Here is a 23,266-nt window from a genome sequence, read left to right as displayed (position 1 = left end):
TATCTGGCACTCGTCGTGACTCGCTCCATGCCGCCGTCTCCCTCGATGTGATATACTATTTGTCGGTCCCCCACCCTCAGTCTGATCGGGCCAGCATGGCACGCATGAGCTTGTTCTGCTTGTCTCTTACGTCAAGCGCTCAGGCGCGCCGCCCGACTCGGTTGAAGGCCGTTGCCGCGATTCGGCGCGGCTCGGCGCGGAGGCGGGATCATTCGTCGAGAGGTTGAGACAGGCGACCCTCTCTGGTAACGGAGAGGTGCCGGCTAGCTCTACTCGCTTGCGCGTTCTGCTAGCTGCTCAGGAGTGATCTTCGGCCTGCTCCTTAGCATCCGGCTCTCACCTTGCCCGGACTCTCTGGAACCAGGGAAGCGGCCTACTGGCTCCCTCTTCGCATCTGTCTGGACTGTGCTTGTCTTTACTCTCGGTGGATAGAGGCTACCGCGTTGAGTATGCCATATTCATCACTCTGTGTCAAGCCGCATAAAGGAAACCGATGGATAATTTACAGACATTTTATGGTCCAAATGCAGGCTATGTGCTCGATCTGTATGAACGTTATCGGACTGATCCCTCGGCAGTAGATGAGAAGACGCGCGCCATCTTTGCTCGCTGGAGGCCGGTGATCAGAGAGGAGGGGGAGACCCCGGCTTTGGGGGGGGCAGAGGGGGCGCCGTTTGCTGTAGAGAAGGTGGTGGCAGCGGTGGCGCTGGCTCATGCTATCCGCGAGCGGGGTCATCTGGCGGCTCAGCTTGATCCGCTTGGGCGCCCGCCGCAGGGCGACCCGGCCTTATTGCCCGAGAGTCACGGCCTCAGCGAAGAGGACCTGGCCCAGCTGCCCGCCAGTGTTGTTGGTGGGCATGCCGCCGAGGGAGCGCGCAACGCCCTGGAGGCTATCCAACGCCTGCGGGCCATGTATTCAGGAACCATCAGCTACGAGTTTGACCAGGTCAAGAGTCCCCATGAGCGTCTCTGGCTGCGCGATGCCGTAGGGCTGCAGCTCTTCCAGCGCCGTCTCAGTCCCCAGGCCAGCCGCCAGTTGCTGCAGCGCCTGACCCAGGTGGAGATCTTTGAGCGTTTCCTGCACCAGACCTATCCCGGCCAGAAGCGCTTCTCGATTGAGGGCTGCGATGTTCTGGTGCCGATGCTTGACGAGTTGATCCGCTGTGCGCTGGAGTCGGAGACGCGCGAGGTCATCATCGGCATGGCCCACCGTGGGCGCCTCAACGTGCTGGCCCACGTCCTGGGAAAGTCCTACCAGGCCATTCTGGCGGAGTTCGCCCACACGCGCCACGAGGAGGGAGTGCCGCTGACCGATACCTTCGGCTTCGGTTGGAGCGGCGATGTGAAATATCATCTTGGCGCGGAGCACCTGCTGGGTGGTGACCGCTCGCTGGCGCTCAAGATCATCCTGGCGCCCAATCCCAGCCATCTGGAGTTTGTGAATCCGGTGGTGGAGGGCATGACACGCGCGGCCCAGGAGCGTCGCGATCGCGCTGGGGAGCCGCGTCAGGAACTGGATGGAACCCTGCCGATCCTGATCCACGGCGATGCTGCCTTCCCGGGCGAGGGGGTGGTCGCGGAGACCCTGAACCTGTGGCATCTGCAGGGCTATGCGGTCGGGGGGACCATCCACATTATTCTTAATAACCAGCTGGGCTTTACTACGGAACCCCAGGAGAGCCGTTCGACGCTCTTCGCCAGCGATCTGGCCAAGGGCTTCAGTATCCCCATCATCCATGTCAACGCCGACGACCCCGAGGCTGCTCTGACCGCCATTCGCCTGGCCCATGCCTACCGCGATGAGTTCCACAAGGATATCCTGATTGAGCTGGTGGGCTATCGGCGGTGGGGCCATAACGAAGGCGATGAGCCGGCCTTTACTCAGCCGCAGCTCTATGAGCTGATCCGTGCCCACCCGACAGTACGCGAGCTGTATGCCCGCCGCCTGCAGGAGCAGGGGGTGGCGACTGCCCAGGAGTGCAAGCAGATGGTGGAGGAGGCCTTTGCAACACTGCGGCGGGCGAAGCAGGAGGTAGACGAGGACCCGCGCCGCTTCGAGCAGCTGGGAGGCAATGGCCAGAACGGTCTGGCGGTGGAGTTGGAGCCAGCTCCGCCGGTTTCAGCAGACCAGCTGCGCCAATTCAATCGCGAGTTGCTGCGCTGGCCCCAGGGCTTTACTGTTCATCCGCGCCTGGCTCGCGTGTTGCAGCGCCGCGCCGATGCGCTAGAGCAGGGCAGTATCGATTGGGGTCATGCCGAGGCCCTGGCCTTCGCCTCGATTCTGGCCGATGGTGTCCCGATTCGCCTCAGTGGCCAGGATTCGGAGCGGGGGACCTTCAGCCAGCGCCATGCGGTGCTGCACGATAGCCGTACGGGCGAGCGCTATGTGCCACTGCAGCATCTCTCACAGGCCCAGGCCAGCTTCGCCATCTACAATAGTCCGCTTACCGAGACGGCGGTGCTGGGCTTCGAGTATGGCTACAGCGTGCACGCGCCAGAGGCGCTCGTGCTCTGGGAGGCCCAGTACGGCGACTTCGCCAATGTAGCCCAGGTCATGATCGATCAGTTCATCGCTTCAGGACGGGCCAAGTGGCGTCAGCAGTCATCGGTGGTGCTGCTGCTGCCGCATGGCTATGAGGGCCAGGGACCAGACCATTCGAGTGCGCGCCTGGAGCGCTTCCTCCAACTATCGGCGGGCAATAACTGGCGAGTGACCAACTGCTCAACGGCAGCCCAATACTATCATCTGCTGCGTCAGCAGGCGCATAGTCTCCAGCGTCATCCCTTGCCACTGGTGGCCCTGACCCCCAAGAGCCTGCTGCGTCATCCGCTGGCGGCGGCGAGGCTGGAGGAGCTCACGACCGGGCGCTTCCAGCCAGTGCTCGACGATACCGAGGCGCGGCAACGGGCCCAGACCATCCGCCGGGTCTTGCTGTGCAGTGGGAAGATGGCTATCGATCTGCTGGCAAGCGAGCAGCGATCACAGGCCAGCGAAGTGGCAGTGGTGCGCGTGGAGCAACTTTATCCGCTGCCTGCCGAGGAGCTGCTGCAGGTGTTGAGCGGCTACCCGTCCTTACAAGAACTGGTCTGGGTCCAGGAGGAGCCGCTCAATATGGGGGCCTGGACGTATATGGCGCCCCGCCTGCAACGGCTGCTTGCCTCGCTCCCTGCGTCCCAGGCGGTGCTACGGGTGCTGGCGCGCCCCGAGAGCGCCAGCCCGGCCACCGGCTTTATGGACCGCTACGAGGCCGAGCAGCGCGCTTTGATCGAGGAGGCTCTGCTTGGCGAGGGCGGTGTGCTGGTGGAAAAGCGTAGCGCGGAGGCATCAGCAGGCAAACGTCGGCGCTAGGGCCGAGGCCGAGGAACGACGAGGGACGAATGGCGCCAGGGCGGGCCGCGCTGAGCTGTGCCGACAGGCCAGGCCCGGCAATGCTATAATAGGCCGGGAGCTACCAGCGTGGTCGAAGAGGATCGGCTCGCTGGCTCGCCTTTGGCTTTCTTCCGCTTCTGAGAAAGGCTTTGCACTCATCAAAAGCAGAAGTCAGCACTGCAGCAGGAAAGGCAGAATGAGAAAATGGCGATAGATATTCGTGTTCCTCCCCTGGGCGAATCAGTGGTTGAGGCCACGGTGGCGCGCTGGCACAAGCGCGAGGGGGAGCAGGTCCGTCAGGGCGAAGTGCTGGCGGAGCTGGAGACCGACAAGGTGAGCGTTGAGGTGACCGCGGACCATGACGGGGTGCTGACCGAGATTGTGAAGCGTGAGGGGGAGGATGTGGCCGTTGGTGAGGTTCTGGCTCGTCTCGAGGAGGCCGCCGTTGCGACGGGGGCGAGCGCCGCGTCCGCTACGGGTGAGGCACGGCCCTCGCCTGAGGCCTCGGCTCCATCCCAGCAGGTGCGGGCAGAGGTTCAGCCCGAGAGCATACCGTCGGGTGCGCGTCTTGCAGATGGGCAACGTCCACCTTCTCCGCTGGCGCGTCGCATTGCCGCTGAGTACAACATTGATCTCTCGCAGGTCAAGAGCAGCAGCCCGCATGGGCGAGTCACCAAGGATGATGTCCTGCACTATCTGGAGCAGCAGCAGGCGCTCCAGCAAGGTCAGGCCCCGGCCCAGGCTCAGTTGCAAGCGCAGTCGCAGCCATCGCAACCTGCAGCCACGGCCCCGGTGACCGCGCAGCCAGGTCGAGGGGATGGGGCGAGCGCTACGGCGGGACCAGTCTTGGAGCCGCCGCCACTGCTGCCCTTGGAATCGCGGCGTGAGGAGCGCATCCGGCTCTCGCGTCGGCGCCTGACCATTGCTCAACGTCTGGTGGAGGCCCAGCACACGGCGGCCATGCTGACCACGTTTAATGAGGTCGACATGAGCGCTATTCTGGCCGTGCGGGCCCGTCACCGTGAGGAATTCAAGCAGCGCTATAGCATCTCGCTGGGCTTTATGTCCTTCTTCACGAAGGCAGTGGTGGGAGCACTCAAGGCTTTCCCTTATCTGAATGCGGAATTGCAAGGGCGCGAGCTGCTGGTCAAGCACTACTATGACATTGGCATCGCCGTGAGTACGGATGAAGGGCTGGTTGTGCCTGTGGTGCGCGATGCTGACCGTAAGAGCTTTGTGGAGATCGAGCGGGAGATTGCGGAGCTGGCACGGCGGGCGCGCAGCAATGAGCTAACGCTGGCGGATCTCCAGGGAGGGACCTTCACCATTACCAACGGCGGGGTCTTCGGCTCGCTGCTTTCGACGCCGATCCTCAATGGTCCCCAGGTAGGCATTCTGGGGATGCACAAGGTCCAGGAGCGTCCGGTTGTGGTCGATGGACAGGTGGTTGTACGTCCCATGATGTATGTGGCGCTCTCCTATGACCATCGCGTGGTCGATGGCCGCGAAGCTGTGCAGTTCCTGGTCCGGGTCAAGGAACTCCTGGAAGATCCCGAGCGGCTGCTGCTGGAAGGGTAGCTGACAGGCAAGGCTTCAGGTGGCGGAGGGAGCGGGAGCGGGAGTGGGTTGGGCTGGGAGAGCCTGGACGCCGGGCTGGCAGCCTCCGCACGACGAGTGGGGGCGGGCATGGGGAGGAGACAGTCAGACAGATGGCCTGGTGCCGTGGGCAGGGTGTTTGCTTCGATTGACAGGGACGGCCTGTTAGGCGATAATCAGAGCTGTGCTGTCCGTACCTGGTCCGCCTTCCTTGCCAGGAGGGAGGGGAGAAGGGCCTTGCCTTGCCCACACCGCCCGACAAGAGACGGTGTGGGTGCGTAGAAGCGGACGAGCCTGGCTGGCTGAGGAGAAGGGGAGAGGGAGCGCTCTGGAGTCGTTCGACTGATGGCAGGAATCGAGGAAATGAGCCGGTTATGCAACCATCAGAGAATCCCTATGCCCGGCAGAAGGGGCATGCCGATGATCTCCAGGCCCTCGTTGGGCGGTCCCTGGGTCAATTCCGTATCGTCGAGCCGCTGGGGGCGGGCGGGATGGCTACGGTCTTTAAAGCCTACCAGCCCTCGCTCGACCGTTATGTGGCGGTCAAAGTGCTTCCGGCTCGCTATGCCCATGACCCCGTCTTTGTCAAGCGCTTTGAGCAGGAGGCCCGTTCGGTCGCCAAGCTGGTGAATCCCCATATTGTCCAGATCCACGACTTCGGCGAGCAGGAAAAGATTACCTACATCGTCATGGAGTACGTCGACGGTGGCACTTTGCGGGATCGCCTGAAGAGTCGCTCGCTGTCCCTGGTGGAGGCTGTTGACTTTTTGCTCCAGGCGGCAGAGGGGCTGCGCTGCGCTCATAGCCATAATATTGTCCATCGTGATGTGAAGCCGAGTAATATGCTCTTGCGTCGCGATGGCCACCTGTTGCTCTCTGATTTTGGGATTGCTAAGATCTTGGAGGGGACGACGCACCTGACACGGGCCGGGGTGGGCATTGGGACGCCGCAGTATATGTCTCCAGAGCAGAGCACAGGCCAGGCTGTTGATCAGCGCAGCGACATCTACTCCCTGGGGATTGTCTTTTTTGAATGTCTGACGGGGCGGGTACCTTTCACCGCGGAGAATCCGGTCAGTGTGACGCTCAAGCATTTGCAGGAGCCGCTGCCGATTGAGCCGCTGCGTCAGGCGGGAGTGCCAGCGGTGATCGAGCAGGTTGTGGTGAAGATGACAGCTAAGGCGCCTGCTGATCGCTACCAGTCGATCGAGGAGATGGCGGAGGCTCTGGCGGCGGCAATGAATGCGGCTCGTCTGCCGCTGCCACGCGCCTGGCGGCTGTCAACAGTGCCTCCTCCTCTTTCTTCCGAGGGCAGCAGCAGCGGATCGGTCTCTACCTTGCTCTCACCTCAACTGGGGTCCTGGCCAGCTCCCCCTGGAGCCAGACCGCAGTCCGCTCCTTCTTATGGTACGCCCGCTGCCACAGGTGCCAGTAGCAGCTCTACCTCTGGCCAGAGCCTGGGGGAGCCGTTGGCACCCCGTGCCACGTCGGGTACACCATTCCCCACGGTGACATTATCGTGTTTCCGCTGCGGTACTCCTAACCCGAGCACGCGCCTGTTCTGTACGACTTGCGGCTATGAACTGGCCGATCGCAAGGCGGCAAAGGACCGCTATGTCGATGCTCAGGGGCGCGTGGTGTTGGCCAGTTTGACTCTACAGAGTGGACCGCTGGCTGGTCGCTCTTTCCGTTTCCATCAGGATGTGACGACGATTGGGCGCACCAATGGCAATGATTTTATTATTGCCGGTCGTACAGTCTCGCGCCGCCATGCCCGGCTGTGGTTCGATAGCGGCTTCTGGTACCTGGAGGATCTGCAGAGCGCCAATGGTACGCTGGTGAACGGCGAGCGTATTCAGCAGACCATGCTGCGCGATGGCGATGTGATCCAACTCGGCGATGAACGCTTGATCTTTCATATAGTTTATAAGTAAGGAAAAGGAACGTGGTTCCCAGGAGGCGGGACGAATATGGTCGCCTGGCAGATGCGATCACTGCTCAGGCTGGCCTGTTCCTCGCCCGGAAAGGGGGACGAGCGATGGCTTCGTTGAATCCTGTGAATGCGGTCATGCAGCAGTTGCTGCTGGGCAGCGCTGTGCGTCAGAATCATGCGCTGGAGCATGCCACCATTGTGCTGCTGAGCCGTAAGTTCCCGGAGGTGCGTTTCTCTGGGGTGTCATCGGCGCTGGGCTTTCTGGTTTTTGGCGATGTGCCGACAGAGGAGGTGCTGCCAGCAGCTGAGGAGGCGCTGCACTTGCTGCGTACGACGCAGCCGGAGCTGGCGGTCCATGAGCGCTGCGGCACGAATCTGGCAGTGGCAGGCGTGTTGAGTGGGCTGTCGGCGATGACGGTGGCGCGCATGCGGCGCCCCTTCAATACGTTCAATAATGTGGTTCTGGCGACGACGGCGGCCCTGGTTCTGGCGCGGCCTCTGGGGTTAACGGTGCAACGCTATCTGACAACCCAGACGCCCTCATCGTCGATGCGCATCACTGGGGTGAAGCGCTTCGAGGTGCTGGGAACACCGGCCCATTTTGTGAGCACGGAGAACCCGGAGGCGGCTCGGTTGTTCTCCTGGTGATCCTGGTGATGGGAGAAAGGAGGCTTGGCGACAATGGCAAGTGACCAGCGCGACCGCTTGCTGGTCGAGCCGGCCTGGCTGGAGGAGCACTTGCACGATCCAAGGCTACGTATTGTGGATATGCGCGGCTATGTGCGCACCGTGGAGCGTGGAGCGGGTGAGCAGGAGGCAGTCTACGAGGGAGCGCGCGCTGAGTACGAGCAAGGGCACATTCCAGGTGCGGTCTATCTTGACTGGACGAGCGATATCGTTGATCCCGCTAGCGAGGTGAAGGCGCAGGTGGCGCCGCCGGAGCGCTTTGCTGAGGTGTTGGGGCGGCTGGGTATAGGGGATGAGCATGTGGTGGTGGCCTATGATGCACATCCGGCCTCGCAGTTTGCCACGCGCCTGTGGTGGGCGCTGACCTACTATGGTCATCGCGAGGTACGGGTGCTGAACGGAGGCTTTCCGCGTTGGCTGCGCGAGGGGCGTCCGCTGACGACGGAGGTGCCGCAGTTCCCGCCCGCGGTCTTTACACCGCGGGTGCAGCCGGCGTTGCGGGCCACGGCGGAGGAGGTGCTGGCGGCTCTGGGACGGGCAGGAGTCCGTGTGATTGATGCCCGCGATGTGGGCCAGTACAGCGGTCAGGTGGTGCGCCGCCCGGGTCGTCGGGGACATATTCCGGGCGCCATCAATATTCCGCGTGAGGAGCTGGTTGATCCTCAGACGGGTCTGTTCCGCAGCAACGAGGAGCTCGCGGCTGTCTTTGCCCGCGCCGGAGTGCGCCCGGAGGAACAGGTGATCGCTTATTGTAATGGCGGCGTGGCGGCGACGGTGGTGCTCTTTAGTCTGGCATTGCTGGGGTATCCTCATCTGACAAATTACGATGGCTCCTGGAACGAGTGGGGGGTCCGTCCCGATCTCCCTACGGAAGTGTAGTGCTGTCGTGCGGCTCTATGTGCTGTTTCGTGAGGCATGCTGATGGAGGGGTTTTTCTCCGCTGAGGCTGGTGGGGGCGAGCATTGGGAAGGGTCTGCACAGCCCTCTTTTGATCTGGAGCGGATCATGGAGGGGTTCGGCCTCTCATCCTGGCAGCCCCTGGGCCTGTTGACGTCTCCCTATAGCCCTGAGCCGCTGGGCATGCTACTGGAGATCGAGGGGGAGCGCTATCTGTTGCGCCCGCGCCCAGAGGGGCCGGCAGGCGAGGATGGTGAGCATTGCTATCGCTTTCAGCGCTTTTTGCGCCTGGCAGGTTTACCTGTGCCCGCTCTGCGCCAGACCCCAACGGGGGCCTATTGCCTGGAGCTGGGGGGAGAGGAGCGCTTTGAACTACAGCAGTGGCCAGATGGGGAGGACTTCGCCAGCGTGGGACCACGGGGGCTGCGCTGGGTGGAGGCCGCTGGCAGCACGCTGGCGCAGCTCCACGAGGCGTCACTCCGCTTCCCGGGTCCGCAGCACCGCTGGCCTGCGGAGTTGCAGGCCGGCGGGCTGGTGCAGGGCTGGCTCAATCTGGCCCGTGAGCGCGCCGAGCGTTGCCAGGTGGGAGCGGTCGCCAGCGCCTTGCAGACCTGGGTCGAGCAGTGGGAAGCGGCACTACCAGCAGCGATGATGACCCTCGGGGCGGCTCGTGGGCTGCCTGAGCTGCACATTCACGGAGATTACCAGGCGCTGAATCTGCGCTTCGATGCCAGGGGCGTGTGCTCAGTTACTGGTTTCTATGCTTCGCGCTGGGAGAAGCGCATTCTGGAGGTGGCGGCAGCCCTCTTTGCCTTCAGTGCTCTGGATTGGCAACCTGCGACGGGAGAGACGCGCCCACTGGTAGCCCGAGGACTGGAACCAGAGCGGGCACGGGCCTTTTTGCGCGGCTATGGGGCGCGTGCCCATCCCCAGGGGCAGGAGGCCGTCTGTCTGGCAGAGGCGCTGACGCTGACGGTGCCGATTCTGACAATCAACGGTCCACTGGAGGATCTCTTCTTCGCGGAGGGGGCAGAGCTGGACGAGATCGGGAGTCAGGAAGAGATCGACGACGTGCTGGAACGGCTGGCCTGGGCGAGTGCCTGGCCGGGCTGGCTGCGGCGCGCACGGCGCTGGCTGGCCGAGTTGTGGGAGGAGGCCGCCACCAGCTGAGTGGCGCTGTGACTTCCCCCCCCGTGCACAGCCTGCTGGCCTGGCGTCGGCAATCCTTCGGAAGGGCGCTGCCGACGGAGGAGGACCAGCAGGTTGTGCTTACAGACAGGCAGCTTACTCCGGGCCAACGACAGGATGCGGTACGTACGGCTCTTCAAGGTAGGCAATGTCCTCGGCACTCAAGTGGACGTTGAGGGCGCCGACGGCCTCTTCCAGCTGGCTGACCCTGGTGGCTCCAACAATAGGAGCAGTGACCGGTTCCTTCTGCAGGAGCCAGGCCAGGGCAATCTGGGCTCGTGGAACGCCGTATTGACCGGCAAGCTCTCCGACCCGATCGATGATGCGCTGATCGGCTGCAGCAGTGGCGTCGTACTTGCGCCGGGCAATCTGGTCCGTTTCCGCGCGCTTGGTCTGCTGCTGTGAGACTTCGCGTGCCAGCCTGCCAGAAGCCAGGGGGCTGTAAGGGATCACGCCGATGCCCTCGGCACGGCAGAGCGGCAGCATCTCGCGCTCTTCTTCGCGGTAGATGAGGTTGAGATGGTTCTGCATGGAGACGAAGCGCGTCCAGCCATGCTGCTCTGCCACGAAAAGGGCTCTCTGGAATTGCCACGCATACATGGCTGAAGCCCCGATGTAGAGCACCTTGCCGGCCCGAACGAGATCGTTGAGCGCCTCCATTGTTTCCTCAATCGGGGTCTGATAATCCCAACGATGAATCTGATAGAGATCGATGTAGTCGGTTCCCAGGCGCTGGAGGCTGTGGTCGACTTCGCTGAGAATGGCTTTGCGCGAGAGACCGGCTCCGTTGGGGGCTCCACGCATCGGAAAGAAGACCTTCGTGGCAATGACAACCTCATCTCGGCTGGCAAAGTCTTTGAGGGCGCGCCCAAGGATTTCCTCGCTGACCCCAAGTGAGTAGGCATTGGCCGTGTCAAAGAAGTTGATGCCCAGGTCAAGCGCCCGCTTGATGATCTGCCGGCTCTGCTCTTCATCAAGGACCCAGGGATGAATCCAGCGCGTGGGATCGCCAAAGCTCATGCAGCCAAGGCAGATGCGCGAGACCTCTAGACCTGTCTTTCCTAATCGAGTGTATTGCACAATTCACCTCAGTATTTTTTGCTTTGCTTGTCTTTCTCTTCTTCTGTGAGTAGCCTTGCTTTCCACAAGAAAGTATAGCGATCTCAGAGGCCGGGGACCCAGGCAAATCCTGGTTGATCTTTGGCCGATTCTGCAGCAGTGGCCAGCGGCGCCATCAGTGCTGTCCGGGCCTGCCTGGCGTCGAGGAGAGGGCAGCGGGCAGCCGGCAAGCAGGTTGATCCGGGAAAACCGGTCTCTGCTGACTCTGGGCTGACTGTTGATGCGCTCGTGAGAAGGAGAAAGGCGGCTCCGTGGCAGGTGACAGCCAGTAGGCCAGGTGAGAGCGGTGGCATGGAGGCGGCGGAGAGGCGTTTCTGCGGCCCGTTGCAAATTTCGTATTTCGCCGACTAATACGAAATTTGCAACGGGCCGCTCTGCTCTGCTCTGCTCCGCTCCGCCTTGCGCTTTAGCGTTAGGGACCTCCTGCCAGATGAAGGAAGCAGGAGGTCAGTTTGGTAGACCGAGCAGGCGCTTGGCCTCCACCTGCTGCAGCATCTGGCCTCCTGGGGCAATACTGGCATCACCGAGTCCCCCCTCAGTGCAGGTTACCTTGTCTGTATGACGGAGCAAGTACAGCAGGGCTTGTACCCTTCTGACGAGCGAGCGCGCTGAGGTAGTCTAGACTATAAGACATCTGATATTTCAGGGGGATCGAAGCCCGTATACGGAGGGTTGACTGCTGGTGGCTCATCTTGCTCTGCTTCGGCGGATGTTTCGAAGCCTGGGTACGGTGGGTTCGGTGGGTTATCTATTGGAAGAGTCTCCCGCTCCTCTGGAGAGAGTCGTCGGGCAGCCTCCATTGCTGCCAGGTAAAGAGGATGAGCCCGCAGGCTAGCCGTGTCCCCGAACGCGAGGGCTCTCTGATAGAAGCGCCGGGCCTCAGCAGGCCTCCCAGCCATTTCGTAAATCCAGGCCAGGGTCGTGATGCAGTCGAGCAGGCGCAGAGGCGGTACTGAGGGAAGCTGTTGTGTTATCGTCAGTGCCCGCTGGGCATACCTTTCAGCAAGCGTATAGCGTTGGAGGTGGGCATTAAACACTCCTAAATACAGGCAAGCGCCAGCCATTTTAGCGAGGGCAGTATCGGTGGCCACCTGCTCCCAGATCATGACCGCCCGGCGCAACAGCGACTCAGCGGCACTGAAATACGCCTGCGCTCCTAACAGAGAGGCAGCCCAGGCGTAGGCATCCGCCGTTTGCTCTCCCGAGAGGAGCAACCGCTCATCAGCAGCGGCTCCTTCGCGAATATGCCCGGCCAGCCGGAACCAGAGCGCCAATGAAGAAGCGCTCGGAGGGCCTGAAGCCTCCGCCAGACATAGACAGGCAGCCGCAATTGCTTCTCGCAGGATGACCTGTCGCTGCTGAGAAAGGGCCTGCAGAACAAGCTCGCGCAGCAGCGGATGCAGCTCCAAGGCCTCATAGTTGCCTGACACCTGCACCGCGCTCAGGAGCCGCCCCGTCAATAGAGTATGGAGGGCATGCTGGAAGCGTTCTTCTCCGGCTGCCCCCGTCGTGCCAAAGACAGCCTGGAGGAGTGCATCCTGCTGGAGCACCGCGCGAGGCACCGGGGGGCAAGCAAAGAGCGCGCAAGCCTCAAGCAGGCGCAGAGCATCAGGGTCAGCCCCTTCCAGATGCACCAGCAGCAGATGACAGGCGACCCTGGCAGCAGCGGTATGGCGATCGCCGGCGCCAGAGAGCCGCAACGGATCACTACGGCAGGCAGAAAGATAGCACTCAAGCGTACAACCGGTCAACGCCAGATACCCAGCCGCGAGCGTCAGGGCTAGAGGGGAACCCGCCAGCTCGCGGGAGATCTCCAGAGCAAGCCGCTGGCGCTCCCCCGGAGCTTCCTGAGCTTGAGCTTCCTGCAGTGAGGCCTCCACCGCCAGCAGGCCAGCCTGACCCAAGAGCAAGGTAGCGCCATCCTCTGCCTCCAACGGCTTGAGCTCGAAGCCCGCCATTACAGAGGCCGGTAGCTGCTCCTGAGTCAGGACCAGCACCGTGCCCTTGGGGGAGCGCCCGCTGGCCATAGGCAGCCCCTCGCTTGTCAGTGTCGCATGATCAAGCACCAGCAACAGACCATCTACCGCCAGGAGCGCCTCAATGATCTGCCGAATGCCTTCTGCTCCCTTGCCTAACCCCTCCCTCACCGACGGGAGGAACTCAGAGTGAGCCAGCAGATCAGCGACCAGTGTTTCAGGAGCAAGCGCATCAAGCCAGATCACCGACGCATACTGTGCGCCGAAGTGGCGCACATAGGCACGGCCCAGCGTCGTCTTACCGCTACCGGCCAGACCGGTCAGCAAAGCCACATGGCGGCTGCGCAGAGCCGCATGCACTTCGCTCAGGAGTCGCTCAGACCTCGCGCAGAGAAGATCAACTGCGGCGGACGGCCTCGCACCCTCGCCGCTCTGGCCCCTCGCTTGACTATCTCCAGGGTGTCCGGCAAGCTCATATTGATCTCCAGCCATCGGCGGCCTCCGTTGCCCTTAGTCCTCCAGGGGCCAGTAAGCCAGCTCGCCTTGCCGCCTCCTCACGTACCAGGGCTGCGCCACAAAGATCCGCTCGCCGCCTGGCAACACCAGATCCTGCACCTGCAGCCGCCACCGATGTCGCACCTCTTCAGACACCTCCAGCGGCTGCCCGAAGCTGGCCAGCGCCGGTGTGCCAGGAGCCGCCTCTCCCCAGCTCAGTTCCCCACGGCAGGGCTGGCAGGCCACAAAGAGCGTCTTGGAGCACTCCCAGAGCAGCCGGAGCCGTTCTTTGACCGTCTCGGGGTCGACATCATCCGACCCCAGATACGCATCATCACACCCCAGCGAGACGCTGAGTGCGGCAGCGTTCCCCCCCGAAGCGATCAGGAGATCCAGGGGAAAAGAATCAGCAGTTGAGGACCATAGCGACACCATGACCTGGGCCCGGCGATCTACGATCCTCTCCCACAATTCGCGGAAGGAGCCACACACAAAGTCGCTATCCTCCTCCTGCACGGAGGACCGGTAGAAGTAGTAGCCCACCCCAGGGGGCTTCCCCGGCGCGGTAAAATGAAAGCCGTGCCAGCTTAGCGCCTCGAGCAGCAACGGCCACCAAAACAGCTCCCCCCTCTCCGTCTGCAGCTCAAAGGTGCTGTTCAATGTATCCCCCATACTTGTACCTCCCTCTGTTCTCATTTCACAGAACAGGTTGCCCAGCGGAGCGGCGACCTGGCCTTCACAGCATGCCAGGCCAGGTACACAGTCCCCACCCCGTTCCTAGGGGAACTCTACAATCGTCACGCCCCAGCGCTTTGCCTGCCTCTGCAGCTCTGGAGGAACTGGTGCGCCCGAGCTCTTGTCCCACAGGAAGTAGACCCTCCTTCCCGTTTGGGAAGCGATCTTACTATAGACAGAGAACTGCTTCATTTTGTCGTTTAGCACCTTAGTACTCAGGCGAGGGCCCCCTGATACTTCAATAATAGCGTTGCTCGTCACAAAATCTGCCCTGGCACTTGCCCCTTCCACAGAGAGCTTCACCTGCTCTTGCACATCGCCGCCGTAGTCAGGAATCAGGGTATCGAGATGAGACTTGACATAGAACTCTCGCAGCCTCCCTAAGTCGATGACATCGGCAGGATGCCCCGATTGAATCCAGCAATCGATCAGCTGAGGGTCTGCTCCTTGGTCAACAAATTGGGCAACACGGTCCAGATCAGCGCCATTCGCCTGAGCCAGAGCAATGAGCGTCTGGCCTTCTTCTTCGCCAAGCTTGTTGATAATCCTCTGACCAGCAGAGCTGTTGAAGGCTCCAGAGAGGTCTCCGCTCATCTTCATCATATGCTGGTCAAAGGAACCAGGCGCAAACGTTGGGTAGCGGTTGCCAGGCGTAAAACCTGTAGCGCAGGTACGGGGCCAGGTATCATTAAGGGCCTTGATGAGCTTTGCAGCCCCATCCAGAGCTATACTGATAGTATTGAGCGCGTTGTTAAAATCGTCAATATCCTTCTGTACCTCATCAGCCGCCGTTCTCGGCACTCGCCCGCCATTGGCCTGCAGCTCCGTGATGAGACTCATACCACTCTTAACGGCCTGGACTTGCTCCTGGAGGGATGAGAGAGGACTGCTCAGGTGCGAGGCCACCTCGCTCATACCGCTATGAGATTGCGAGCTATCGTTGAGAGAAAGCAGCCAGGTCTCTAGCAAGGTTTGCGTGCTATGCCCCTCGGAAATGCTTGCCACGTGCTCGACGGCCTTGTGCACCTGGCCGATAAAATCCTGCATCAGACCAGAGAAACCCTGCAACTGGCCGCTGCTGGTCTGAAGGGCTGTGATCAAATCATTCAGCCTGGTTGCCAGATCAGCCGGTACCTCCGGATAGGAAACCATGACTAGCGGAGGGGGTAGAGGTCCTCCAACCATCTTCTTGCTCCTCTCATGTGGCTTCGAGAAACAACAAGCGGAATAAGGAGTCGGCGGGTCCAGATACGGCATGGAATCGGCAAGCTCAGACGTAGGGAGGTACCGGCTTTGGAACAAGCAAGAGCAGTCCCACAAAGACTGTCACCGCGACCACGGCGGCGGCTGCGTTTGCCGCCCACTGGGGAGCGCCGGAAGAAGAGACGTGGGAGTAGACCCAGTCGTGAGCGTCGCTCGTCCAACTGGTCACCGTGTGCCAGGCCTGCGAAAAAAAACTGCTAATCGGATCTGGCTGAGACGCCGGGTGGATGGTCAGCGGGCTAAAGGTTGACACTACCGCCGGCGTCAGGGTTGTTCCTGTCGTAAAGTAAGGCAATTGCTTCTGCAGACCGGCCCACATATTGGCCAGCGCCTGATCCAGCGACGCAAAAGCCTCAGCTGCTTCCAGCAGACCACTGGCAACGACGCTTAAGTCGACAGCAACACACCCAAGAGACACCCCGAGATTGTCAGAGAAGTCTGACAGGGCATTCGCCAGATTCACTGCTCCATGGAGAAAGGAGAAGGCGTTGAGCGCGTCGATGACACCGTTGAGCGCCAGCATGGCTGCCGCCTGAATATCCTCATTCTTCTGGTTTCCAAAGCTCATCGTGTGAGAAGTATCTGTCCACGTGCCAGGCCAGACCTTAATGTTCTCATCTGCAGAACCACTGTTATCAGAGCCTTCAGGTCTCATGCTCTAGACTCCTCCAGCTATCTTTTGCATGACTATACTAACTCTACGCGCTAGTATACTTCTATCAATACCTGGGGGCAAGTCCCTCTTTGACAGCCCATCGTTACTCCACTGTTGCCTACCTGCCTCCCCCCAGCAGGCAAGAAAAGCTATCCCCAGGCAGACAGCAGTCTTGGCAGTCGCTCCTTCCTCTGGCCCGCCCTGCGCCTGAGCCTGACCCACGCCCCAGAGCCTCCCCCCACATCACGCTGCGAGCAGCAAGCAGTCTCTGTGAACAGAACTGGTGGCAGGGCTTCGCCTGGCTGATTTCTCAGCAATCAGCCCTTGACAAATCTTCTCTTTACGTTTTACACTTCATATAAGCACAAAAATATATTGTGGAAGAATAGAGTGTAATATGAGCAGGAAGAAAACGGCCTCCCATCTCTCCGGTCAGAACGCAGCAGCCCTGCTCTCGTTGGCGCAGCCTGTCCTGGTTGGAGTCGTGCGCGAACGACAGGGCACGCCACCTGCTTCTGAAGAGGACAGCACGGGCGAGGGCCTGGGCGCCCTGGCAGGGGAGGATCTGGACCTCCTGCGGCGCATCGCCGACATGGCGGATCTCTATGCCCAGCACGAAGTTTTTGCGCGCTACCATCGGCGGCAGGCCCACAATACGCGCATCCGTCAGCTCTGGGATCTCAAAGCCTTCGCCACCTTCTGCCTTGAGGCCGGAACTCGCGCCACTGGGGTCAGCCTGCAAACAGACGTCGCCACCCTCACTCAGGCCCTCTTTCTCGAAGCCTCGACCTGGCGCTTTGTCAGCGCTGGTCTGATCCAGCTCTTTCTGAGCTGGATGGAGCGCCAGGGCTACGCCATTGACACCATGAACGTACGTCTCTCCACCCTCAAGCGCTACTGCCGCCTGGCTGCCGACGCCGGCGTCCTCTCCCAGGAGGAACTCTATCGCATCAGCCGCGTCCAGGGCTACCGTCATAAGGAAGGGCGCCAGATCGATCGCCAGCGGGCCATCACCCGGCGCGGTGCCAAAAAAGCCGAGCCGAACCTCCTGACCGAGGAGCAGGTGGCCTGGCTCAAAGGCTGCCACGACACCAGCACTCCCCAGGGGCGACGTGCCCGCCTCATCCTCTGTCTCCTCCTCGATCTGGGGCTACGTGTCGGCGAGCTCGTAGCTCTGCAGGTCAAAGATGTGCAGCTCAATCGCGGCCTGCTGCGCTTCTACCGTGAAAAGGTCGACAAAGAGCAGACGCATCGTCTCACCGCCGATTGCCTTCAGGCCTTGCGCGCCTACCTGCCCGACGTCGCCAGCGAGCGCTATTTGTTCCCAGGGTACAAAGGCCGCCACCTGAGCACACGCCTGGTCGAGCAGCTACTCAAAGACCTCGGTGACCAGCTCGGCATCGACCACCTCTCTCCCCACGACTGCCGCCACTATTGGGCGACCTACCACGCCAGCCGCCAGCGCAATCTGGCTCAACTTCAGCAAGCTGGTGGCTGGAACTCACCCGCGATGGTCCTGCGCTACTACGTCGCCTCCGAGATCGCCAACGAGGGCCTGTTTCCCTCTCCAGCTCCTGGGTCAGACGACTAAAATAGCAGGCAGTGGCAAGACAGAGCAGTGCCAACAACCATCCAGCAGACAACAGCCAAGAAGGAGGAGGGAACGATGCCCTTCAAAATTGGCGTCTACGGCTCCAACATCGTCGAGAGCGAGCGCGCCCTCAGTCTGGCCCGCCAGCTGGGCCAGGCTCTGGCTGAACGCAGCTGCATCGTCATCACCGGTGCTTGCAGTGGCATGCCCTATGCTGTTGCCCGCGCCGCCTTCGAGCATGGGGCCGAGGTCTGGGGCTTCACCCCAGCGCTCAACCTAGACGAGCATCGCCGCGCCTACCCCCAGGACGACGTCGGCATCTACCACCGTCTCATCTATGTTCCCCCCGGCTATCACGATCTCTTCGGCCTGGCTCCGACAACGCCCGACCGCGACTGGGGCGCGCGCCTCAAATACCGTAACGTCATCTCAACCGTCAACAGTGACGCCGGCCTCATCATCAGCGGCGGCTGGGGCACCCTCAACGAATTTACCAACCTGATTTATGAGGGGAAACCTATTGGCGTCCTTGTTGGCAGCGGTGGCCTGGCCGATGAGCTGCCCACCTGGTATCCCCGCCTGCGCAAAAAAACAGCCTCGCCGGTCCTCTTCGAAGAGGACCCGACGAGGCTGCTCTCGCTCGTTCTGCAGTGTCTGGAGTGAGCCAGCACCGAGCTGTACCGACAGCGACATAGGGAAGCGAGGGCATCCGAAGAGAGAGGAAGAGGGTGGAGTGGAGAACTCTGGAGCACTCCACCCACAGAAAACCAGCGCCAGGGGGAATTTATTCCCACGCGCCCCCTCTCTTTCTGTCCTCCACCAGGGCCATCTCCAGCTCGGCCCGCGTTGGAGTTGTGGCCGGCCCGGCGCGCTCCACCGCCAGCGAGGCAGCCACATTGGCCTCATAGGCCGCCTCCTCAAGGCTCTGTCCCCGTGCCAGCGCCGCTAGAAAGGCTGCCACATGCGCGTCGCCTGCCCCCGTCGTATCCACTACGGCCCGCGCTGGCCTGGCTGCAATCCTGGACGGCGATCCCTCAGCGCTCACCAGCCAGCAGCCCTCAGCCCCCACCCGTGCCACAACAATGCCCTGCGGAGCCAGCCAGGCACACAAACGCTCTGCTCCCCGGACCGGCTCCTCCTCTCCGCCTAGCAGCCGCAGCTCGCGGGCGTTCAAACTCAGGACGTCTACCCGGCGCAAAACCTGCTCCAGCCGCAGCCTAGGAATGGCAGCGACCAGCGGCCCCGGGTCCAGCACCAGCAGGCACCCAGGTGCCAAACCAGGCAACCAGGCTTCTAGAGCTGCCCCCGAGAGGGGGTAACAGAGATCATAGCCCGAGACGTAGACCGCATCTCCCTCCTGCAAGGCCAGCCCTTCCAGCTCAGGCAGACTCAGCTCTGCCTCCACCCCTGGCGCCGTCACAAAGGTCCGTTCGCCATCCGGTTCAACCAACCCAATATCAAAGCCAGTGTCTCGCCCTCCCACCGGAGGCAGCAGCACCGGGATGCCCACCGCCGCTAACTCAGCGCGCACCCGTTGTCCCATTGGTCCATCTCCAATGCGGCCAGCATAAGCCGCCGGCAGTCCCAGCCGCAGTGCCCCAATCAGGACATTGAAGCCCCCTCCCACCGCCTGCAACGTGCGCTCCGCCAGCAGATCGCCACCGCGCTCGGGCAAGCGCTCCACATAGAGCAGCAGATCTACCAGTACACTGCCCACCAGCACCAGACGCCTGGGTCGCAGTCGCAGCCGGCTCATACAGATCTCCCTCCGCCTGGCAACTCCGAGGCTGGCTCAGCCTCTGTTGCCTCCAGTACCACCTCCCGCCCTCTCTCCAGCAGCCAGTACACAAGTGCGCTCACCACGAAACCCAGCAGATAGCCCAGGCTACTAGAGGCAAAGATTCCTCGTGCCAGGGGGCCAGTGAACCAGGGCGAGACCGTAAAGAGCAGGCCAACGCCGATGCCAAGCAGCCAGGCTACCACCGCCCGCCAGTTCACCCCAGCGCGATAATAGTAGCGGCTCCCCGGCCCGGTCTCTACCAGGCTCTGCGCGTCATAGGTGCGACGCAGAAGCATGTCCACCAGGAAGACCGCCGCCCAGGCCGTCAGTCCATCCGAGAGCAGTTGCAGGAAACTCTCGAACGGCCCGAAGAAATCCTGGGCCACCAGCATCACGTAGGCAGCCCCGACTACCATCAGCACACCATCGATCAGCACCGTCTTGTAGCGCTCTAGCCTCACCCCAAGCGCTAGCAGATTCAGCCCCGAGGAATAGATCGACAGATCCGCCGAGGCGATCAAGCCACCGACCGCCGTCAGCAGATAGGGGGCCGCCATCCAGGGCGGCAGCTCCTGACCGATGGCCGTAATCGGGTTTGTCGCGCTCGTCAAATTGGGCAAGCGGCTCGACAAAAACACCCCTGTCATCATCAGCACTACTAGCGGGAGGGTGGCGCCCAGCACCGTCCAGCCGACAATAGCGCGGCCACTGCTTGCACGCGGCAGATAGCGGGTATAGTCCGCGCCGGCGTTAGCCCAGCCAATGCCCGTGCCGGCAATCACAATGCTCAACGTCGCCAGCACTCCGCTATCCCAGGGACCTGGTGGAGCCACCAGCGTCTTAGCCCAGTCCGTCTTTGCCAGCAAGAAGAGCACCACCACCAGGGTCAGCAGGCCAAAGATCCAGGTCGCCGCCTGTTGAATCCAGACCAGCGTCGCATGACCGAGCAGGCCAAAAAGCACCACCAGCAATGCCACTACCACCAGACTGACCAGCGTCCAGACAGGAGTCGTGGGCAGCCCCAGCAGACCCAGCAACCCGAGCAGCGCATAGGCAGCCGTAATCACCGTAATTGTTTCCCAGCCGACCAGGCTGACCCAGCTGATGAGCGTCGGCCCCATATTGCCACGTGTCCCAAAGGGAGCGCGTGATAACGTTAACATCGGTGCGCCTCCCCACTTGCCAGCTACACTCAATACGCCGACGAGTACAAAAGACCCCGCGGAGCCGACCACCGCGACCAGCAGGCTCTGCCAGAGATTGAGACCAGCAGCAGTCAAGATGCCACCGTAGACGATGCCCAGGATTCCAATATTGGCGGCAAACCAGACCCAAAATAGTTCTGTGGGCGCACCGTGACGCTCATCGTCCCCAATGGGATCAATCCCGTGGAGTTCAATCGCCCAAGGACGATCAGCTTCCGGCTGTCGCTGTTGTTGCACGCTCACAAGCGTACCTCCTCTTGTTGCAAGCGGGTCCGCAAAGCCAAGAGCTCGCTGACCAACCCGTCGATGTCTAAAGCATTGACCTGCACCACCGTGGTGCGTGCCTCGACCGGGAAAACCTCCAGACCAGAGCAGGCACCAAGCATGGCCCCCACCAGAGCCGCAATGGTATCGCTGTCACCGCCGAGACGAGCCGCCACCAGACAGGCTCGCCAGGGATCGCTCCGCCAGCGCATTGCAACGGCAAAGGCCGCCGGCACTGCCTCCTGTGTTGCTACGCCCGTTCCAACCAGATCTACAATCGCATCCTGGGCACTCTCCTCATCTAATTGGCTCACCAGGTCCATAGCCCAGACCAGCCGCTCTGCGACCGAGGCCCCCGCCACATAGGCCCCACGCTCTTGCCCCAGGCGCGCTAACCGCCGCGCCTCGTTGACCGCCTCCCCAAAGCTCGCCCCCGCCAGTCCTGCACTGATGACCGCCGCCACCGCCGCCGCTCCACTGATTGCCAGACCCGTAAAGTGCGTCGGGCGACAGACCTCCTCTACTCGTTCTAGAAAGCGCTCCACCGGCTCCAGAGGCACGGCGATTCCCACGGGGGCAATGCGCATGGCGGCCCCATTCGTATCCCCCCGCCGCCCGGCGTCCTCCGGAGCCATTCCCTGCCGTACCGCTTCCAAAGCTCGCCGCGACGATGGCCCAAGCTGCTCGCTGCCGTCGGCTTCCGCCTGCTCGGCCCAGCGGAGCAGCTCCTCCACGAACCGCGCGCTCGCAAGATGGCCCCGACCTTCCACCAGCAGGCGCGCTACGAGGAGAGCCTGCTGCGTGTCGTCGGTCACCCGGCCCGCCGGCTGGCCAGCGCTGATGGCGTTCTGCAGGGGACCAGGGGCAAACCCTTCCAGGGCCGGAAAAAGGCGGGCGACCACCGGGCGCGGGAGCATCTGCGTCGGCATTCCCAGGGCATCACCAATAGCCAACCCCAGCATGGTCCCCTGCGCCCGGCGCACCATCTCTGGCTGCTCGCATCTCGCTGCTGCACACGCTTCAGGCATGGCTGTTATTACCTCCGCTGTCGCTCGTTCGAACTCAGATCAAAGGTCATATAGAGGCGGAAATGCAACGGGTCCAGCAAACTGACAACATGCTCGATTACCTGCCCCGTGCAATCGCGTGTGACACGGCGGCTCAGTAAGAATGCCTCCCCAATCGCCTTCCCTAAGAGATGAGCCTCCTCAGTGCGCAGGCGCGTCACTTCCACCCACTCCTCTCCAGTCGCAGGGATCAGTCCTAAACGCCCCGTCAGCGCCTCCATCAGCGACTCATGGGCGAAATCAATATCCAACAAAGCGCTCGTCTGCTCCGTCAGCGGAATGCGGCTGCGCTCCAGCGAAATCGGCTCGCGTCCCTCCAGCAGACGCAGGCGGTCCAGAGCAATGAAGCGCTCCGCCTCTACCTGCAGGCGCTCCCGCAGCTCGGGTTCGACAACTGCTCCAAAGTAGAGCACGCGCGTCGTGACCTGCGCTCCCTGACGCATCAGCGCCCGAGACCAGCCCTGGCTCCAGTCCAGGGGCCGGTGATCAAAGGTAATATAGCTGCCCGAACCCGCCCGCGTCTGAATCAGCTGCTTACGCGCTAACTCCGCCAGCGCCTGTCGCACGGTCATGCGACTGACGCCGAAGCGCCGCGCCAGCTCATACTCGCCCGGTAGTCGCTGGCCTGTTGGCAGGCGCCCGCTGCGGATCTCCTCCTCAAGGGCAGCACAGATTTGCACATAGGCTCTATTCTGTCTAGACATCTTGTAGACAAGTGTAGCCATCCCTGTCTAGCATGTCAAGGGGAGTGCTAGGAGCTTTCTCCTGCGGTATTTGGTGAGGCTCTGTATAGTGGAAATGGATGGTAACACCATTCCCATACACAATGCGGCAGCATGGTGAGTCGCTGAGAGACCAAAGACACTCACCGAAACCGGGAACGTGTGTTGCGTCAAGAAGCGTTGTGAAGGGGCGCCCTGCGGCGCACTGGGCCTTCAGCAGCGCCATTTCGTTAGCACAAGGAGGGAATAACCGATATGACCACTGTCTCGTCTGAAAAGCATCACAGTGTCATTGGCAAAGACGAGCTGATTCACCAGACGGCGGCCAGGGCCGGCCTCAGTCTCAAGGAGACGGGCAAAGTGATCGACGCCTTCACCGAAGTCGTGCGCGAGGAACTGGCCCGTGGGCACGAGGTGCGTCTGATGGGCTTCGGCACCTGGAGCTTGCGCACCGTTGCTCCGCGCAAGGTCAAATCCATCCGTGGGGGGCAGCAGATTACTATTCCCGCGCGCAAACGAGTCGGCTTCTCCGTGGGGGCTGTCCTGGCTCAGGCGGCCAGGGGGCAACAGGGACGAGCGCATGGGGAGAGTGAGCGGCAGGGAGAGCGGCGACACCACTAACGTGCCCTCCCTCCCCTCCCGCGGTTCTCTGTGCCTGTCCCACCTTCCACACTGCTGGGAGAAAGAACCGGCCTCCTGGATCTTGCCAGCGGCCCGCTTGGC

General features: G+C 62.0%; 18 protein-coding genes. 9 read left to right on the top strand and 9 right to left on the bottom strand.

Translation table 11 applies throughout. From position 1 onward, the window contains the following. Positions 1 to 493: 493 nt before the first annotated feature. From BGC09_RS00340 to BGC09_RS00315, 6 genes are all read left to right on the top strand, one after another. Complete coding sequence (locus BGC09_RS00340; protein ID WP_069801207.1) at positions 494 to 3,349, top strand: 2-oxoglutarate dehydrogenase E1 component; 2,856 nt, start codon at positions 494 to 496, stop codon at positions 3,347 to 3,349. 225 nt (positions 3,350 to 3,574) lie between these two features. After that, the gene (gene odhB / locus BGC09_RS00335; protein ID WP_069801206.1) at positions 3,575 to 4,948 is read left to right on the top strand and encodes a 2-oxoglutarate dehydrogenase complex dihydrolipoyllysine-residue succinyltransferase; all 1,374 of its coding nucleotides are present in this window, start codon (positions 3,575 to 3,577) and stop codon (positions 4,946 to 4,948) included. A 392-nt stretch (positions 4,949 to 5,340) separates the two neighbouring features. Continuing rightward, positions 5,341 to 6,900, top strand: coding sequence for an FHA domain-containing serine/threonine-protein kinase (locus BGC09_RS00330; protein WP_069801205.1), 1,560 nt, complete (start codon positions 5,341 to 5,343; stop codon positions 6,898 to 6,900). A gap of 104 nt (positions 6,901 to 7,004) precedes the next feature. Further along, positions 7,005 to 7,547, top strand: a complete 543-nt coding sequence (locus BGC09_RS00325; protein ID WP_141727564.1) for a DUF6391 domain-containing protein — start codon at positions 7,005 to 7,007, stop codon at positions 7,545 to 7,547. A gap of 33 nt (positions 7,548 to 7,580) precedes the next feature. Next, positions 7,581 to 8,465, top strand: a complete 885-nt coding sequence (locus tag BGC09_RS00320) for a sulfurtransferase (protein ID WP_069801203.1) — start codon at positions 7,581 to 7,583, stop codon at positions 8,463 to 8,465. Positions 8,466 to 8,507: 42 nt separating this feature from the next. Next, a complete protein-coding gene (locus tag BGC09_RS00315) occupies positions 8,508 to 9,653 on the top strand; it encodes a phosphotransferase (RefSeq protein WP_176728802.1) in 1,146 nt (381 codons plus the stop codon). Between the two features lie 114 nt (positions 9,654 to 9,767). Here the strand turns inward: BGC09_RS00315 and BGC09_RS00310 are convergent, their stop codons facing one another. The 5 genes from BGC09_RS00310 to BGC09_RS00290 all read right to left on the bottom strand — a co-directional run bounded on the left by BGC09_RS00310 (position 9,768) and on the right by BGC09_RS00290 (position 15,914). Further along, on the bottom strand, positions 9,768 to 10,751 hold the full coding sequence (locus BGC09_RS00310; RefSeq protein WP_069801201.1) for an aldo/keto reductase: 984 nt from the start codon (positions 10,749 to 10,751) through the stop codon (positions 9,768 to 9,770). A 662-nt stretch (positions 10,752 to 11,413) separates the two neighbouring features. Beyond that, the gene (locus BGC09_RS00305; RefSeq protein ID WP_069801200.1) at positions 11,414 to 13,258 is read right to left on the bottom strand and encodes a tetratricopeptide repeat protein; all 1,845 of its coding nucleotides are present in this window, start codon (positions 13,256 to 13,258) and stop codon (positions 11,414 to 11,416) included. An 18-nt stretch (positions 13,259 to 13,276) separates the two neighbouring features. Then, positions 13,277 to 13,933 carry a hypothetical protein gene (locus BGC09_RS00300; RefSeq protein WP_069801199.1) on the bottom strand — a complete coding sequence of 219 codons (657 nt, stop codon included), beginning with the start codon at positions 13,931 to 13,933 and terminating at the stop codon, positions 13,277 to 13,279. Positions 13,934 to 14,038: 105 nt separating this feature from the next. After that, a complete protein-coding gene (locus BGC09_RS00295) occupies positions 14,039 to 15,181 on the bottom strand; it encodes a hypothetical protein (protein WP_141727563.1) in 1,143 nt (380 codons plus the stop codon). A gap of 85 nt (positions 15,182 to 15,266) precedes the next feature. Beyond that, positions 15,267 to 15,914: a hypothetical protein gene (locus BGC09_RS00290; RefSeq protein ID WP_069801197.1), complete on the bottom strand. Its 648-nt coding sequence runs from the start codon at positions 15,912 to 15,914 to the stop codon at positions 15,267 to 15,269. Positions 15,915 to 16,311: 397 nt separating this feature from the next. Here BGC09_RS00290 and BGC09_RS00285 point away from each other — a divergent pair, with 397 nt between their 5' ends. Continuing rightward, on the top strand, positions 16,312 to 17,505 hold the full coding sequence (locus BGC09_RS00285) for a tyrosine-type recombinase/integrase (protein ID WP_069801196.1): 1,194 nt from the start codon (positions 16,312 to 16,314) through the stop codon (positions 17,503 to 17,505). 75 nt (positions 17,506 to 17,580) lie between these two features. Beyond that, positions 17,581 to 18,168: an SLOG cluster 4 domain-containing protein gene (locus BGC09_RS00280; RefSeq protein ID WP_069801195.1), complete on the top strand. Its 588-nt coding sequence runs from the start codon at positions 17,581 to 17,583 to the stop codon at positions 18,166 to 18,168. Positions 18,169 to 18,289: 121 nt separating this feature from the next. Here the strand turns inward: BGC09_RS00280 and BGC09_RS00275 are convergent, their stop codons facing one another. The 4 genes from BGC09_RS00275 to BGC09_RS00260 are packed head-to-tail and all read right to left on the bottom strand — an operon-like array spanning position 18,290 to position 22,501. Continuing rightward, entirely contained in the window at positions 18,290 to 19,261 is a 972-nt protein-coding gene (locus BGC09_RS00275; RefSeq protein ID WP_069801194.1) for a PfkB family carbohydrate kinase, read from the bottom strand. After that, positions 19,258 to 20,733 (bottom strand): purine-cytosine permease family protein, encoded by a 1,476-nt coding sequence (locus tag BGC09_RS00270; protein WP_069801193.1) that lies wholly within the window; start codon positions 20,731 to 20,733, stop codon positions 19,258 to 19,260. The genes BGC09_RS00275 and BGC09_RS00270 overlap by 4 nt, the downstream gene beginning before the upstream one ends. Further along, complete coding sequence (locus BGC09_RS00265; RefSeq protein WP_218103909.1) at positions 20,730 to 21,782, bottom strand: ADP-ribosylglycohydrolase family protein; 1,053 nt, start codon at positions 21,780 to 21,782, stop codon at positions 20,730 to 20,732. Before BGC09_RS00265 ends, BGC09_RS00270 begins: the two co-directional genes overlap by 4 nt. Positions 21,783 to 21,790: 8 nt before the next feature. Next, positions 21,791 to 22,501: a GntR family transcriptional regulator gene (locus tag BGC09_RS00260; protein ID WP_176728801.1), complete on the bottom strand. Its 711-nt coding sequence runs from the start codon at positions 22,499 to 22,501 to the stop codon at positions 21,791 to 21,793. A gap of 297 nt (positions 22,502 to 22,798) precedes the next feature. Here BGC09_RS00260 and BGC09_RS00255 point away from each other — a divergent pair, with 297 nt between their 5' ends. Beyond that, positions 22,799 to 23,164, top strand: coding sequence for an HU family DNA-binding protein (locus tag BGC09_RS00255; protein ID WP_052889087.1), 366 nt, complete (start codon positions 22,799 to 22,801; stop codon positions 23,162 to 23,164). The last annotated feature ends 102 nt before the right edge of the window (positions 23,165 to 23,266 follow it).

Origin of the sequence: Thermogemmatispora onikobensis (genome assembly GCF_001748285.1) — a bacterium.
GTDB classification, from domain to species: Bacteria; Chloroflexota; Ktedonobacteria; order Ktedonobacterales; family Ktedonobacteraceae; genus Thermogemmatispora; species Thermogemmatispora onikobensis.
The sequence above is the reverse complement of the archived record's forward strand: the minus strand, read 5'-3'. Positions and strand labels throughout refer to the sequence as shown.

Coding starts and splice junctions, on each gene's coding strand:
- BGC09_RS00340 (WP_069801207.1), top strand. CDS start 494: ATGGATAATTTACAGACATTTTATGGTCCAAATGCAGGCTATGTGCTC.
- odhB (WP_069801206.1), top strand. CDS start 3,575: ATGGCGATAGATATTCGTGTTCCTCCCCTGGGCGAATCAGTGGTTGAG.
- BGC09_RS00330 (WP_069801205.1), top strand. CDS start 5,341: ATGCAACCATCAGAGAATCCCTATGCCCGGCAGAAGGGGCATGCCGAT.
- BGC09_RS00325 (WP_141727564.1), top strand. CDS start 7,005: ATGGCTTCGTTGAATCCTGTGAATGCGGTCATGCAGCAGTTGCTGCTG.
- BGC09_RS00320 (WP_069801203.1), top strand. CDS start 7,581: ATGGCAAGTGACCAGCGCGACCGCTTGCTGGTCGAGCCGGCCTGGCTG.
- BGC09_RS00315 (WP_176728802.1), top strand. CDS start 8,508: ATGGAGGGGTTTTTCTCCGCTGAGGCTGGTGGGGGCGAGCATTGGGAA.
- BGC09_RS00305 (WP_069801200.1), bottom strand. CDS start 13,258: ATGGCTGGAGATCAATATGAGCTTGCCGGACACCCTGGAGATAGTCAA.
- BGC09_RS00300 (WP_069801199.1), bottom strand. CDS start 13,933: ATGGGGGATACATTGAACAGCACCTTTGAGCTGCAGACGGAGAGGGGG.
- BGC09_RS00295 (WP_141727563.1), bottom strand. CDS start 15,181: ATGGTTGGAGGACCTCTACCCCCTCCGCTAGTCATGGTTTCCTATCCG.
- BGC09_RS00290 (WP_069801197.1), bottom strand. CDS start 15,914: ATGAGACCTGAAGGCTCTGATAACAGTGGTTCTGCAGATGAGAACATT.
- BGC09_RS00285 (WP_069801196.1), top strand. CDS start 16,312: ATGAGCAGGAAGAAAACGGCCTCCCATCTCTCCGGTCAGAACGCAGCA.
- BGC09_RS00280 (WP_069801195.1), top strand. CDS start 17,581: ATGCCCTTCAAAATTGGCGTCTACGGCTCCAACATCGTCGAGAGCGAG.
- BGC09_RS00275 (WP_069801194.1), bottom strand. CDS start 19,261: ATGAGCCGGCTGCGACTGCGACCCAGGCGTCTGGTGCTGGTGGGCAGT.
- BGC09_RS00265 (WP_218103909.1), bottom strand. CDS start 21,782: ATGCCTGAAGCGTGTGCAGCAGCGAGATGCGAGCAGCCAGAGATGGTG.
- BGC09_RS00255 (WP_052889087.1), top strand. CDS start 22,799: ATGACCACTGTCTCGTCTGAAAAGCATCACAGTGTCATTGGCAAAGAC.